13 protein-coding genes are annotated in these 14,294 nt (G+C 69.5%); 10 read left to right on the forward strand and 3 right to left on the reverse strand.

Going from position 1 to position 14,294, the window contains the following annotated elements; translation table 11 throughout:
* Positions 1 to 2: 2 nt before the first annotated feature.
* From ACFXJ5_RS14475 to ACFXJ5_RS14495, 5 genes are read left to right on the forward strand one after another with little or no spacing between them, the layout of a single operon-like run.
* The gene (locus tag ACFXJ5_RS14475) at positions 3 to 854 is read left to right on the forward strand and encodes a fumarylacetoacetate hydrolase family protein (protein ID WP_384630688.1); all 852 of its coding nucleotides are present in this window, start codon (positions 3 to 5) and stop codon (positions 852 to 854) included.
* Complete coding sequence (locus tag ACFXJ5_RS14480; protein ID WP_384630689.1) at positions 805 to 1,176, forward strand: VOC family protein; 372 nt, start codon at positions 805 to 807, stop codon at positions 1,174 to 1,176. Before ACFXJ5_RS14475 ends, ACFXJ5_RS14480 begins: the two co-directional genes overlap by 50 nt.
* Before the next feature lie 26 nt (positions 1,177 to 1,202).
* Entirely contained in the window at positions 1,203 to 1,997 is a 795-nt protein-coding gene (locus tag ACFXJ5_RS14485; RefSeq protein ID WP_384630690.1) for an alpha/beta fold hydrolase, read from the forward strand.
* Positions 1,994 to 2,464 (forward strand): heme-binding protein, encoded by a 471-nt coding sequence (locus ACFXJ5_RS14490; RefSeq protein ID WP_384630691.1) that lies wholly within the window; start codon positions 1,994 to 1,996, stop codon positions 2,462 to 2,464. Before ACFXJ5_RS14485 ends, ACFXJ5_RS14490 begins: the two co-directional genes overlap by 4 nt.
* Positions 2,465 to 2,467: 3 nt before the next feature.
* Positions 2,468 to 3,520, forward strand: a complete 1,053-nt coding sequence (locus tag ACFXJ5_RS14495; protein WP_384630692.1) for a methionine synthase II (cobalamin-independent)-like protein — start codon at positions 2,468 to 2,470, stop codon at positions 3,518 to 3,520.
* Positions 3,521 to 3,571: 51 nt separating this feature from the next.
* On the opposite strand, the gene ACFXJ5_RS14500 is transcribed toward ACFXJ5_RS14495, so the two are convergent.
* Positions 3,572 to 3,859, reverse strand: a complete 288-nt coding sequence (locus ACFXJ5_RS14500; protein ID WP_384630693.1) for a putative quinol monooxygenase — start codon at positions 3,857 to 3,859, stop codon at positions 3,572 to 3,574.
* Between the two features lie 192 nt (positions 3,860 to 4,051).
* On the opposite strand from ACFXJ5_RS14500, the gene ACFXJ5_RS14505 reads away from it, so the two are divergent.
* From ACFXJ5_RS14505 to ACFXJ5_RS14525, 5 genes are all read left to right on the forward strand, one after another.
* A complete protein-coding gene (locus ACFXJ5_RS14505; RefSeq protein ID WP_384630694.1) occupies positions 4,052 to 5,491 on the forward strand; it encodes an aldehyde dehydrogenase family protein in 1,440 nt (479 codons plus the stop codon).
* A 24-nt stretch (positions 5,492 to 5,515) separates the two neighbouring features.
* Positions 5,516 to 6,712, forward strand: a complete 1,197-nt coding sequence (gene lhgO / locus ACFXJ5_RS14510) for an L-2-hydroxyglutarate oxidase (RefSeq protein ID WP_384630695.1) — start codon at positions 5,516 to 5,518, stop codon at positions 6,710 to 6,712.
* Between the two features lie 141 nt (positions 6,713 to 6,853).
* Positions 6,854 to 7,714, forward strand: coding sequence for an amidohydrolase family protein (locus ACFXJ5_RS14515; RefSeq protein ID WP_384630696.1), 861 nt, complete (start codon positions 6,854 to 6,856; stop codon positions 7,712 to 7,714).
* Positions 7,715 to 7,727: 13 nt separating this feature from the next.
* Positions 7,728 to 9,446: a thiamine pyrophosphate-dependent enzyme gene (locus tag ACFXJ5_RS14520; protein ID WP_384630697.1), complete on the forward strand. Its 1,719-nt coding sequence runs from the start codon at positions 7,728 to 7,730 to the stop codon at positions 9,444 to 9,446.
* A 20-nt stretch (positions 9,447 to 9,466) separates the two neighbouring features.
* On the forward strand, positions 9,467 to 10,546 hold the full coding sequence (locus ACFXJ5_RS14525; protein WP_384630698.1) for an Ldh family oxidoreductase: 1,080 nt from the start codon (positions 9,467 to 9,469) through the stop codon (positions 10,544 to 10,546).
* Between the two features lie 306 nt (positions 10,547 to 10,852).
* Here ACFXJ5_RS14525 and ACFXJ5_RS14530 read toward each other — a convergent pair whose 3' ends face one another.
* Both ACFXJ5_RS14530 and ACFXJ5_RS14535 read right to left on the reverse strand, forming a co-directional pair.
* Positions 10,853 to 11,056 carry a hypothetical protein gene (locus tag ACFXJ5_RS14530; RefSeq protein ID WP_384630699.1) on the reverse strand — a complete coding sequence of 68 codons (204 nt, stop codon included), beginning with the start codon at positions 11,054 to 11,056 and terminating at the stop codon, positions 10,853 to 10,855.
* Between the two features lie 819 nt (positions 11,057 to 11,875).
* Positions 11,876 to 14,143, reverse strand: coding sequence for an NEW3 domain-containing protein (locus ACFXJ5_RS14535; protein ID WP_384630700.1), 2,268 nt, complete (start codon positions 14,141 to 14,143; stop codon positions 11,876 to 11,878).
* Positions 14,144 to 14,294 lie beyond the last annotated feature (151 nt).

Consider the following 14,294-nt stretch of genomic DNA (forward strand, 5'->3'; position numbering starts at 1 on the left):
CCATGAGGTACACCCGGGTTTCGATCGACGGACGGGCCGTGTGGGGCCGCGTGGAGGACGACAACGTGCGGCTGCTGTCCGGCTCTCCCCTGGACGGCCGCCCCACCGTCATCGGCACGGTGCCGCGCGCCACGGCGACCTGGCTGCCCGTCGTCGTCCCGCCCGTGTTCTACGCCGTCGGGATGAACTACCAGCGGCACATCGAGCACGCCCGGGGCCTCGGTGACGGCGCCGCCGTGGTCCCCACCCGTCCCGAGGTGGGCTACCGGGCCAACAACGCGCTGACCGGCCACGGCGCGCCCATCGTGAAACCAGCAGGCGTCGAGGGCCGGTTCGAGGCCGAGCCGGAGCTCGTCGCGGTCATCGGCCGCACCTTGCGGCATGCCACGTACAAGGAAGCGCAGGACGCCGTCTTCGGCTGGACGATCGGCAACGACATCAGTGCACGCACCTGGCAGCACCAGGACCGCACCTTCTGGCGCAGCAAGAACAGCGACACGTTCAAGCCCATGGGCCCCTGGATCGAGACCGAGGTGGATGCCCTGGCGCAGACGACCACGCTCCGCGTCAACGGTGAGGTCCGCGCCTCGTTCCCGACCGGCGACATGGTCTTCGACCCCTTCGACTACATCGTCGAGATCACCAAGCACAACACCATGCAGCCGGGCGATGTCCTGTGGATGGGCGCCGAGTCCACGTGCCAGATCGATCCCGGGGACACCGTGGACGTCGAGATCAGCGGTATCGGCGTCCTTTCCAACCCCGTCCACGGAAAACCACGGAAAGCATGGAAAGGCAGCAGCCATGAGCAGGGAACCCCGCTACATCCACCACGTCAACTTCCCGACCACTGATCCGGACCGGACCGCCGATTGGTACACCAAGGTCTTCGGGATGAAGAGGATCATGCCCAAGTCCAACACCCGCGTGGTGCTGATGACCCGCGGCAACTTCGACCTCCACTTCACCCCGGTCGAGGAGATGGACCGGATGGCGCCCTATCACTTCGCCGTCGAGGTCGACGACTGGGAGGACTTCCTCGGCCACCTCAAGGAGCTGGGCGTCCGCCACACCCGCCCGATCGAGCGCCCCGAGAACCAGTCCAAGTTCTGCTACATCCACGACCCCGACCACACCATGATCGAGCTGGTCTTCCACGGCAAGCGCCCCAACTGACAGCACGCAGCTAGGAGTTGACCTCCATGCCCATCGCCGACTCCGACGGCACCTCCATCTACTACGAACGCCACGGCAGCGGTCCGGCGATCCTGTTCGTGCACGGCAGCGGCGGGCACCACGCCGCCTGGTGGCAGCAAGTGGCCGCACTGCGCGAAGAGTTCACCGTCGTCACCGTGGACCTGCGCGGCTTCGGCAAGTCCGACTCGTCGATGCCCGAGTTCGACGGGCAGGACTTTCCCGGCGATCTGATCGCCGTACTTGACCAGGAGGACCTGACCGACGTCATGCTCGTCGGCCAGTCCATCGGCTCCGTCGCCGCGCTGCGCGCCGCCCTCCAGCGACCCGCGCGGGTCAGCTCCGTCGTCCTCGGCCACTCCCTCGGTGGCGTCAGCCACCCCGAGCTGACCGAGCTGGCCGCCGCCGACCGCGCCGAGGCCGTCAGGCTCCCTGTCATCGACCGCCTGCTCACCAAGCGCTTCCAGCAGGAACGGGCCGACCTCACCTTCCTCTTCCGGCAGATGGGCACCTTCAACGTCGCGAAGATGGCCGACCTGCGCAACCTCGACACCAACGGCCCGACGCTTCAGGACATCCGGGCCATCCAGGAAGCAGGCGTCAAGGTCGCCTTCCTGGCCGGCGAGAAGGACGCCGTGCTCAGCGTGAAGACGGTGACCCGCGCCCACGAACTGCTGCCCGGTTCCCACCTGGAGATCGTCCCGGACGCCCCGCACTCCATGTACTGGGAGGCCCCCGAGAAGTACAACCAGGCCATCGCCCACCTGCGCCGCACCCTCACCGCACAGAAGGAACCCGCATGAGCAGCCTCTCCCTCGATGCCGCCGATGAGATCATCGACGCGGCCCTGAAGCGCGCCCACTCGATCGGGAAGGCGGTCAGCGTCGCCGTGGTGGATGCGGGCGGCTTCGTGGTCAGCGTCCGCCGTTCGGACGGGGCACGCCCCCTCACCCCGGACATCGCCCGCGCCAAGGCGTACACCGCCGCCGTGATGCAGCGGCCCGGAAAGATGCTCAAGAAGTGGCAGGAGAGCCAGCCGGTCTTCTTCTCCCAGCTCTCCCAGCTGCCCGGCGCGGCCATGCCGATCCTCGCCACCGAGGGCAGCGTCACGATCAAGAAGGACGGCGAGATCATCGGCGGCCTCGGCATCGCCGGCGGCACCGCCGACGAGGACCAGCAGGTCGCCGACGAGGTCCTCGAATCCCTTGGCTACGAGCTGGAGTTCGCGGCCTGGGGCGTCGCGGGCAAGCCGGCAGGAAAGGACGACTGAACCATGGCGGACACGTTCAACTACCGCATCGACCACCACGGCAGCCTGGTCCGCCCCGCCGCCCTCCTCGCCGCCCGCGAGAAGGCCGCCGGCGGAGAGATCGACGCCGAGGCCCTGCACGAGGCGGAAGCCGCGGCGGTCAAGGAGGCGGTGGCCTTCCAGCGCAAGCTGCGCTCCACGGTGGTCACCGACGGGGACTTCCCCCGTGAGGACTTCCGCAGCGCCGTCCTCGACGCGGTCTCCGGCTTCCGGCGAACCGAGGAGCAGGCGGACGGCCTGTCCCGGTGGGTGGCGGAGTCCCTGCCGAAGGCCAACGGCCCGCTGCTCGCGGACCGGGCCGGCCGGCTCGCGGAGCTGACAGTGATCGCGCCGAAGGCGTCCCTGCCCTCCCCGGCCTACCTGGCCGCCACCACCTTCGAGCCCGGGTCGGCCGCATCGGGCGGCCCCGCATCGGCCCGCGAACTCGGCGAGGCCCTGGCGGAGATCATCCACGCCGAGATCGAGATGCTGGTCTCCCGGGGCGTCCGCCTGATCCAGCTGAACAACCCGCTCCTCTTCGGCCACGTCGCCGCAGAACCGGCCGCCCCCGGCGCGCTCTCCTTCGAGGACGCACTGGCCGTGGAGGCATTGGCGGTACGGCTCGACGAGCGCCCCGAGGGCGTCCGGATAGGCGTCTGTCCGGGCTGGGAGGCCCCCGCCGCCGTGGACCGGGCCAGGGCCGAGCGTCTGTACGGCGAGGTCCCCGCGGACCGGTGGATCCTGCCGTACGACAAGGGCACCGAGGCCGAACTCGACCTTCTCAAGGCACTGCCCGAGGACCGGGACGCGTGCCTGGGGGTCGTGGACCCGGGCGTGCCCGAACTGGAGGACATCGACACGGTGATGGCCCGCATCGACGCCGCCGCCGAGGTCAAGGACATCGAGGACATGGCCCTCGCGCCCTCCCGCGGCTTCGCCGACTCGGCCACCCGCCCGCTGCTGAGCGCCGAGGACCAGCGCCTCAAGCTGGTCCTAGTGGAGACCCTCGCCCGCTACTGCTGGGGCAACGAGTTCTGACGCACGGCAGCCGGGGCCGGGAAGCACACCCGCGCTTTCCCGGCCGGGGCCTCAGAGCACCTCGGCGAAGGTCACCGTGCGCTCCGTCAGCAGTGGCCGCACGCACTCCACATTGAGCTCGACGAAGTGGTCCGTCACCGTGTGCGCGTCGAAGGCGGCGCGGTCGGTGTACTGCTCGTACAGCACGAAACCGCCCGGCCGGTCGGCCTCGGCGTGCACCACGTACGCCAGGTTCCCGGGCTCATCCCGGGTGTGCTCGCGCAGCTTCAGCAGCGCGGCGCGCACGGTCGTCTCGCTGGCGGGCTCACAGCGGTAATGGGCGATGACGGCGAATGCCATGTGTCTGCCTCCAGATCGGTTACGGCTCGAAGCGCTGCCGATTCCAGCACGATTCGCGCAGGTCCGGCCGTCGCGGCGCGCAAACAATGTCTGCCGCCGCAGGTCTGGTTGCCCCTCCGGACTTCCTGTGTTGTCGGTCCGACCACCCACAACACCTCATCGACAACTGGAGCAGTGATCTCGATGCGTACGATGGAAACCCTTTCAGGCGGGCAGTGGGTGGCGTCCGACGAGTGGCTGGACGTCCACGACCCGTCCGACGTCCGAGAGCCCGTCGCCCGGGTGCCGGCGATGAGCGCCCAGGACGTCACCCGCGTCTACGAGCACGCCGCGCGGGGTTTCGCGGCCTGGCGGCGCACCAGCCCCTTCGACCGGGCCCGCATCATGTTCGAGGCGGCCCGGCTGCTGCGGGAACGGGCCGCGACCATCGCCGAGGCCGTCGTCACCGAGAACGGCAAGACGCTGAAGGAAGCCGACGGCGAGGTGCAGAAGGCCGCGGACTTCTTCGAGTACTACGCCGGGCTGGCCCGCGCCGGATACGGCACGCTGGTGCACGACGCGCGCCCTGACACCCGCACCAGCTTCCACAGCGAGCCGGTCGGGGTCGTGCTGGCGATCACTCCGTGGAACGACCCGCTGCTGACGCCCGCCCGCAAGCTGGCCCCCGCCCTGGGCGCCGGCAACGCCGTCGTCCTCAAGCCGGCCTCCGAGACTCCGATGTCCGCGCTGCACCTGGCCCGTGCGCTGCACGACGCCGGCCTGCCCGCCGGCGTACTGGGCGTGGTGACCGGCCGGATCGGGAGGATCTCCGCCGCCCTGACCGAGGACCCGCGCATCGCGGCGGTCACCTTCACCGGCAGCAACTCCGTCGGGGAGGGGCTGCGCAGGGCGCTGGCGGACCGCAACGTCCGGTTCCAGGCCGAGATGGGCGGGAAGAACGCCACGGTCGTCCTCGCCGACGCCGACCTGTCCGCCGCGGCCAGGGCCGTCATCGCGGCCGGGTTCGGGCAGAGCGGGCAGCGCTGCACCGCGACCAGCCGCGTTCTCGTCGAGCGCTCCGTCCACAAGGAGTTCACGGACCTGCTGCTGGCCGAGGTGGCGGCCCTGCGGCTCGGCCCCGGCACCGCGCCCGACACGGCCGTCGGCCCGCTGGTGAGCACCGGTCAGCGCGAGAGCGTGCTCGCCGACATCGAACGTGCCGTGCGGGAGGGGGCGACCGTCCTGGCGGGCGGCGACACTCCGAAGGACGAGGCGCACGCCCACGGCTGCTTCGTCAACCCCACCGTGCTGGGCGACGTGACCCGTGAGATGAGTGTGTGGCGCGACGAGGTGTTCGGGCCGGTGCTCGTCGTGCGGCCCGTCGACGGACCCGATGAGGCCGTCGAGGAGGTCAACGACTCCGGGTTCGGCCTTGCCGCCGCACTGTTCACCCGGGACCTGGCGGCCGCCCACCGCTTTGCCGACGAGGCCGACTGCGGCCAGATCGCCGTCAACACCACGACCACGGGCTGGGACGTCCACCACCCCTTCGGCGGCTTTCGCGACTCCGGATCGCCGTTCAAGGAGCAGGGCACCGACGCCCTGCGCTTCTACACCCGGGTCAAGACCGTCGCCTTCCATTTCGGTTCATGACGACCATGAGAACGGAGAACCCCCATGGCTGACGAGACGATCGGCATCGTGGGCGCCGGCATCGTCGGCCTCGCCGTCGGCCGGGAGATCTCGCTGCGGCGCCCCGGAACCCGCGTCGTGGTCCTGGAGAAGGAACACAAGCCGGCCCTCCACCAGACCGGTCACAACTCCGGCGTCGTCCACGCCGGCATCTACTACCCGCCCGGTAGCCTCAAGGCACGGCTGTGCACGCGTGGCAGGGACATGCTGCGCGACTACTGTGCGGACCGGAGGCTGCCCTACGACGAGTGCGGCAAGCTCGTCGTCGCGGTGACCGAGGACGACGTGGCGCGGCTCGACGGACTCCACGTCACCGCCGGTGAGAACGCCGTCCCCGGACTGCGCCGCCTCTCCCCCGCCGGGATACGCGACATCGAGCCGTACGCGACCGGGCTGGCCGCCCTGCACTCTCCCCGCACCGCCGTCACCGACTACACACGTATCGCGGAATCCTTCGCCCAGGACATCGTCGACTCGGGGGGCGAGGTCCGCCTGCGCTTCCCCGTGACGCGCGTGACCTCGGTCCGCGACACCCTGGAGGTGGCGTCCGGCGACGAGACCCTGAGGGTCGACCGTCTCGTCGTGTGCGCCGGACTGCACGCCGACACCGTGGCCAGGCTCGCCGCCGACGCGGAGGAGCCCAGGATCATCCCGTTCCGGGGCGAGTACATGCGGGTCGTCGACGAAAAGGCCCACATGGTCCGCGGCCTGATCTATCCCGTACCCGATCCCCGTTATCCCTTCCTCGGGGTCCACTTCACCCGCCGGGTCACCGGAGAGGTCGAGGTCGGCCCCAACGCGGTGCTGGCCCTCGCCCGCGAGGGCTACCGCCGCTCCCGCGTCGACCCGGCCGAGCTGCGACGCATCGCCGGCTGGCCCGGCACCTGGCACATGGCCCGGCAGCACTGGCGTACCGGCATCAAGGAGATGCGCGGCTCGCTGTCCGCACGCGCCTACATGAAGGCCGCACGACGCTATGTGCCCGACATCGGGACAGCGGACGTCGCGCGCGCCAAGAACGGCGTACGCGCCCAAGCCCTGGACCGCGACGGCACCCTCGTGGACGACTTCCGCGTCCACCGCCTCGGCAACGTCACGACCGTCCGCAACGCCCCCTCGCCCGCCGCGACCTCCAGCATGGCGATCGCCGAGCACATCACCGACGCGGTCTTCCGCGACTGAGCCGCGCGGTGAAATGCCCCGCTCAGAGCACCCGTTCGCGCAACAACTGCTTGCACTCCCAGGTCTGCGCAAGCACCACCGGCCCGCCCTAACGTCTGACCGCACACCGCACCCCACACATCGAAACGAAAGAGGCACACCATGTTCGTGGTCGACACGCAGATCCACATCTGGAAGGAAGAGGCCCCGGATCGCCCCTGGGTCCCGGGCGCGCGTGAGCGCATCCGCCTCAACGGCCACCGCGAGGACCCCTTCTCCTACGAGGAGGCCCTCGAGCTGATGGACGAGGCCGGCGTCAACCGGGCACTGATCCTGCCCCCGTCGTGGGAGGGCAACCGCATCGACTACGCGCTCGAGGCCTGCGAGGCCCACCCGGACCGCTTCGGCATCATGGCCCGTGTCCCGCAGGACGACCCGGTCGAGGGCACGGCCATGCTGAAGGACTTCGCGCAGAACCCGTACATCAAGGGCACCCGTCTCACCTTCCACCGTCCCCAGGACCGCAACTGGATGATCGACGGAACCAACGACTGGTACTGGCCGATCGCCGAGGAGCTCGGCGTCCCCACCATGGTCCACGCCCCGATCTGGAAGCGGGAGCTCGGCCAGATCGCCGCCAAGCAGCCCGCCCTGAAGATCATCATCGACCACATGGGAATCATGGCCCGCTGCGTGGACGACGCCATCGGCTACTGGGTCCAGGAGACCGCCGACCTCGCCGAGCACCACAACATCTACGTCAAGGTCTCCGCCCTGCCGGGCTACTCCACGCAGCCCTTCCCGAACAAGAACATCGAGAAGTACGTGCGCGAGATGGTCGACAAGATGGGCCCGCAGCGCTGCTTCTACGGCACCGACATCACCCGGCTGCTGGGCCACGGCATCACCTACACCGACACCATCGAGCAGTTCACCAAGCACTGGGACTTCACGCCCGAGGAGCTTGAGTGGATCATGGGCCGGGGTATCTCCGAGGTCCTCAACTGGCCGATCGAGGGCTGAGGAACCACAAGAGATGACGGACACCAAGAACACGCCAGGCGCCTACCGCGGTGACGGCGGTGACGCCGTCGTATCCGCCTTCAACGCCCTCGGCGCCGATTACATCTTCTGCTCGTCCGGGTCCGAATGGGCCCCGGTGTGGGAGTCCCTCGCCCGGCACCACCGCGACGGGCTCCCCTGTCCGAAGTACCTCGACCTGACACACGAGACGGTCGCCGTCGGCATGGCCACCGGCTACGGACTCGTCAGGCGCCGCCCGCAGGGCGTGCTCCTGCATGCGGCTCCCGGCCTGCTGCAGGGCTCCATGGCCGTCCACGGGGCGCTGCTCGCCGGCGTCCCGATGGTGGTCACCTCCTCGGAGTCCACCACCTACGGCGACGGTGCGGGCCAGGACCCGGGCGGCCAGTGGTACCGCAACCTGTCGATCGTGGGCGGTCCGCACGGTATCGCCCAACCGTTCACCAAGTGGTCCAACGAGGTGGGGAGCGTCCACACCCTGCCCACGATGATCACCCGGGCGGCGGAGCTGGCCTGGCGGGCCCCCGCAGGCCCCGCGTACCTCAACATCCCGCTGGAGATCCTTCTCCAGGAGTGGGACGGCCGCGAGGCCAGGACCGTCGTGCAGCCGGGCTCCACGCACAGCTCGCCCGAAGAGGTCGACCCCGTCGCCCAGATGATCCGCGAGGCGGAGAACCCCGTGATCGTCACGGAGACGGCCGGCCGTGAGGCCGCCGGCTTCGAGGCCCTCGTCGCCTTCGCCGAGGCCTGGAACATCCCGGTCGTCGAACCCGACTCGGCGGTGTGCGGCAACTTCCCACGCACCCACCCGCTGCACGCGGGCTCCGACATCGGGCCGTGGATGGACACAGCAGACCTCATCCTCCTGGTCAACTGCCGCGCCCCCTTCTACCCGCCGAGCCGGCGCCCGTCCAAGGCGCAGGTCGTCGTCATCGACGAGGTGCCGCAGCGCCCCCATGTCGTCTACCAAGTGCTGTTCGCGGACCGGTACTTGGAGGGCAACGTCACCAATACGCTGCGCCAGCTCACCAAACGGGCGAAGGATCTCGACACTGCCACAGTCGCCGCGCGCCGCACGGTCCAGGAAGAGCGGTACGCCGCCGAGCAGGCCGCGATCGCCGGAGCCGAGACGAAGGCCGAACAGGGCGAGGGCATCGACCCCGTGCTCGTCGCCGCGACCCTGCGCAGGCTGCTCGACGGCCAGGGTGCGATTGTCGTCGACGAGACCATCACCCACAGCCGCGTCGTCAAACGCCATATGCGGACCGCCGACCCCGACTCGTACTTCTACGTGCAGGGCGGGCTCGGGCAGGGCATCGCGGTCGCGCTCGGCGTCAAACTCGCCGCTCAGCAGCGGCCCGTGGTCCTCACCATCGGCGACGGCGCGTTCACCTACAACCCGGTCATCCAGTCGTACGACGCCGCCAAGACGTACGACCTGCCGCTGCTGATCGTGGTCTTCAACAACCGCGTCTACAAATCGATGAACCTCAACCACCGCAGGTTCTACCCCGAGGGCGCGGCGGCCGGCACCGGCGAGTGGCTCGGCACCGACCTGCACCGGCTGCCGCGGCTCGCGGCGTTCGCCGAACCGTTCGGAATGCACACCGAAACCGTCGACGCACCCGACGCCCTCGCCCCCGCCTTGGAACGCGCGCTCAAGGCCGTGGCGGACGGCACCACCGCCGTCGTCGACGTCCTCGTCACCCGCTGACCCAGGAGGCTCCCGCCACCATGCCCAATACCCCAACGCCCAAGCCGGGCAAGGTTCTGGTCCCCGCCGAGGACCTGCGCACCTTCGCCGCCGCCCTCCTCGAAAAGGGCGGCCTCAGTCCCGGGCACGCCCGCACCACCGCCGATGTGTTCGTCTGGGCCGCTCTGCGCGGCGTCGACTCCCACGGCATCGCGCGCGTCCCCGCCTACCTGGAACTGCTCGCCAAGGGCGTGGCCAACGCCAAGCCGAAGATCACGATCGAGTCCGGCACGCCGGCCGTCGCCGTCCTCGACGCCGACCGCGCCCCCGGCCCGGTGGCCCTCACCGCGGCCGCCGAGGAGGCCGCGACCCGGGCCAGGACCAGCGGCGTGGCCGCCGTGGGGGTGCGCCGCACCGTCCACACCGGCGCCATCGGCTACTACGTGTCCAAAATCGCCGAACAGGGCCTGATCGGCATCGGCTTCGTCGCCGGGATGCCCAACATGGGCTACACGGGGGTCAAGGGCGCCGCCGTGGCCACCAGCCCGCTCGCCATCGCCGTGCCCGCCAGCAGCCACGCGCCGCTGCTGCTCGACATGGCCACCGCCACCATCGCCCTGGGCAAAATCCGCCAGGCCAAAGTGAGCGGCACCCCACTGCCCGAAGGCGCCGCCGCCACCGAAGACGGCACCCCCACCACCGACCCGGAGAAGGCCGTCATGCCGCTACCCCTGGGCGGCGCCAAGGGATCCGGCATGTCGCTCGCCTTCGAGCTGCTCACCGGCGTGCTCGTCGGGGCGCCCATCCTCTCCTCCTTCCATTCCGACGCCCCCCAGGGCCGCAAACACCGCCAGAACGCCCTTCTCATCGCCCTCGACCCCGCAGCCTTCGGCGACGCGGACAGCTTCACCACGTCCGTCGACGCCGCCCTGAACACCCTCAAGGGGCTACCGGCGGCGGACGGCGCGGAGGGCGTGTTCTACCCCGGCGAGCGCAGCGCCTCCGCGGCCGTGGAGCGTGCCGCCAAGGGGGTGCCCGTGGCGCCGAAAATATGGCGCGAACTGCTGGAGAAGGCCGAGGAGCTCGGCGTCACACCGCCGCGGGCCGAGGCCGCCGGCTGAGGGCCCGCGCCGGCGGCGTACGGAGCGCTTGCGAAGGCCTATCGACCTATTCATCCTGTCTTCACCCAGGGCTTTCATGGAGGGAAATGACCGTGCCCATGAACCGGCGAGTGTTCCTCCCCGCTCCCTGACCGTGGCCGCGACCGCCGCGCTGGTCGGCCGACTGGGGACCCATACCGGACAGCATCAGCAGTTGCGGCGACCCCACTGTCCCGGCGTGGGGATCATGAACCGCCGGATCCTTTCTGCACCCGCCTGGCAGCCCAGCTTGCCGCCGACCACCGGGCGGCGGAATCGGTGGAAGTATCAGAGGCGTTGGCGGGGGTCGCGGTTCCGCACCCGCCAGGCCTGCACCAGCAGAAAGAGTCCGATCAGCGCAACCACCCCGCCCAGCAGTGCGTACTGGCCGTGGCCGGACATGGCCGAGCCGCTCATCGCGCCGGTGCCCTGCGCGATCCAGACCGCGCCGAGCACGAGGAGAATAATCCCACCGATACTGCGGACCAACATATTCGCTCCATTCTCTGCACCGGTACGTCTGTCACGGTACCCGCGCGTTCATCACTCAGCTTCGTCCCATTCGGTGCGCCGGGGGCGGCCGAAAATCTTACAGAACGTGAACGTCGTACCAGCTGGTCGCCGATGGCGCTGGGCACCGGTACCGGCAGGACCCGGTCAGCCGCTCAGAGCTCCGAACAGAACGGGCGGACGATCAGCTCGCGACGTCTGACGGGCGGAGAGGCCCAGGTGCTCTTGGGGAAGAGCGCCAGGTGCGGGCCGATCGTGCTCGTGATCATCCGGCGGAACTGGGTTGAGCTTCTCGCTGAGCCGGGCCCGCTCCCACTCCTCCAGTTCAACTGGTGAAGAGGCAGTGTTCTCGCCCTGCGCTATTCGGTCTCGTGCGCCAGGCCGCGGGTAAGTCCGCCCCGCTTGATTGGGAGCACGTCCGGAGCCCGCCCGGCGTCCCCGCCTCCTCGAAGTACGCGACAACCTGATCACCCGGATCGAGGAAGCCCGACGCGAAGGCCGGCTCGGTGGACCGACTGGGAGAGGTACTGACGGCTGCGTCGGACCTGCCTCGACAACGTCGCCTACGTCTTCGGCCCCCTTGGCCGTGCCCCGGCGCTCTCGTCGCCCGAGTCGCGGCTCGATGCGGCCCGGGGCGGTGATCAACGCCCCCCGCTCCGAAGAGCATCAACGTCGTCGCCCGCGTAGCGGCTGACAGGGCATCGTCACAGCGCCGTGGCACTTGGGTTTGCCGGGTGTCCCGCGGGCAGGCATCGCGCCCGCCCGCGGGGCAACCCGGCGCATCACATCATCTGCGGAGCGCTAATTGCTGGTGGTGAAGCCGTCGAAGTCGACCTCGCCGGTGGTTCCCGGGGCGTGCGAGGTGACGGCGAGGCCGACGTCCTGGGTGTTCGCCGCCGTCGGGACGGTGACGGTGCCGACGAGGTTCCAGGTGGTGTTGTCGGTGGAGTAGTAGCCGCTGTAGGTGGTGCCGTTGCGGACCAGCTTCAGCCAGGAGGGGTAGGTGGCCGTGCCGATCGAGTCCTGGGAGTCGAGCCGGCCGTCGCCGTTGCTGTCCCAGTCAAGGAGATAGCCGTTGCCGGGGGTTTCGACGAGGGCCAGGTAGCCCGGGGAGGTGTCGGCGCTGGTGATGTCATTGCGGACCATGATGCCGGCCTTCGCCCAGACGTCGGTGTCGGCTTGGGAGTTGATCTTCACCGTGGTTGTGGAACCGTCGTGCTCGGCCCCCGGCAGGTAGATGGAACCGTATTCGTTGATGCTGTCCCACAAGTCCGCGCCCTGGGCGCGGATACCGAGTTGGGTGCCGGACTGGCTGAAGTCGGACGTGGTCGCGGCGAACGTCTTGTAGGGCGCCAGGACGGAGTGGTTGACGGTGATCGTGTCACCGACCGACAGCTGAGCGGTCGTGCCGGAGACGTACCGGTACGTCGCGGACGCGTGGCACGCGCTGGAGGTGAAGAGCGCGGTTGACGGTGGGATGGTCACCGTGAAGGTGGCCTGTGCCGTACTGCCGCCCTTCACCTTCCTGACCTTGGTCCTGGAACTGGTGGTGACCGTCACGCCGGAGGGCCCGGTGAGCTTGAGGTCGACGCCGGTGATGGGAGTCGCTCCGTTATCGGCCAGCACCTCGGTCACGGTGCGCTGGGTGCTGTCGCCGGCCGCAGGCGCCCAGTTCAGCGCGAGCGAGACGTCGGGGTCGACACCCCGGATGACGTGATCGAGGGCGTGGACGCGGTACAGGGCCACGCCGTGCGGCGGGACGTCGGCCGCGATCGTGCCGGTCGACTCGGTCTGCTTGTGGCTCCACAGATCCTGCAGGGAGTAGTCGCGTGCCGTGGGCAGCCCCAGTGCGGCGACGGTGGTGGAGACGGCCCGGGGGGTCGAGCCCGTGTTGAACAGGCCGACGACCACGTCACCGCTCTTCTCGGTCTTGGCGAACACCTGGGTGGTGGAGTCCGCGGAGATCCGCTTGGCGTCGATGGCGTCCTGGTCGACCGACAGGACGTCGGTGTTCCTCAGCAGGCTCAGGTCGGTGGGGTCGAGGTGGGTCAGGTCGGTGCCCAGGATGAGGGGCGAGGCCGCCAGCGACCACAGGCTCAGCTGCGTCTGGCGCTCGTCCGGCGTCAGGCCGTCATTGGCGCCGTTGCCGATCTCCAACGAGTCGTAGTCGTTGAAGCCGCCGGGGCCGCCGTAAGGCGCCCAGTTGGCGGCCTGGTTGAAGCGGGAGGACAGGGACGACCACTGCGTCAGCGGATAGCTGCTGCCATTGGGTCCGCAGTAGCACTCGATGTCGCCGCCGGTGCGCCAGCCGTTGGACAACTTCGCCCAGGTCGCCGCGTTGTTGATGTCCAGGCTGTTGGACAGCTCCAGGTGGATGGGGCGCCCGGTCTGCTTCAGGGCGTCGGACCACGCCTGCACGTCGGGGATGTCGGGGGTGCCGACGCCGTCGATCTTGATGTAGTCCACGCCCCAGCCGGCGAACTGGTCCGCCCAGGAGTTGACGAACTGCTGCGCGCCGGGCTTGGTGTAGTCGATGCCCACCATCCCGCCGCAGTTGTAGTTCTGCTCCGCCGTCGTGGTGGCGATGTCCTGGGCGTGGTACGCGGTGCCCTCGATCGCAGTGTTCTGGGCGACGGCCTGCTTGGAGATGCCGGGGGTGACGTACAGGCCGAACTTCAGGCCCAGGGAGTGGACGTAGTCGGCGACGACCTGGATGCCGTTCTCCGTACCGCTCGGCGGGAACGCGGTCTCGTCGGTGACCCAGCGGCCGTATGTGTCGACGTTCGGGCCCTGGCTGCCGGGGCAGTGGTACCAGAAGTCGTCGACGTTGGCGTAGATGAAGCCGGACTTGGTCAGGCCGCTGTCCTTCATCGCCTTTGCCTGCGCCTCGATGTTCTGGGCAGTCGGGTTGCGGCGGATGAAGCTCCAGCTGCTCCAGCCCATGGCGGGCTTAGCGCCGAGGCCGTTGTCCTCGGCCTTGGCCGTCGGTCCCCCGGCCGCGGCGATCCCCGTGGAGAGCAGGAGCGCTCCGGTGAACGCGGCCAGCACTCCGCGGATTGGCTTTCTCATCGTTTTCCTCCAGTGGAGCGCCCTGCCAGGACGGCAGCCATAGTGCGAGCAGACGATGAACTCGAGTGGGGGCGGCCAATCGCCCTTGTCACGAGGGGAGTTCGTCGCGTCGATCACGTCGAGGACGTCAGGGCCGATCCCGGCCGGGCGT

Source organism: Streptomyces sp. NPDC059373, assembly GCF_042751495.1.
GTDB lineage: Bacteria > Actinomycetota > Actinomycetes > Streptomycetales > Streptomycetaceae > Actinacidiphila.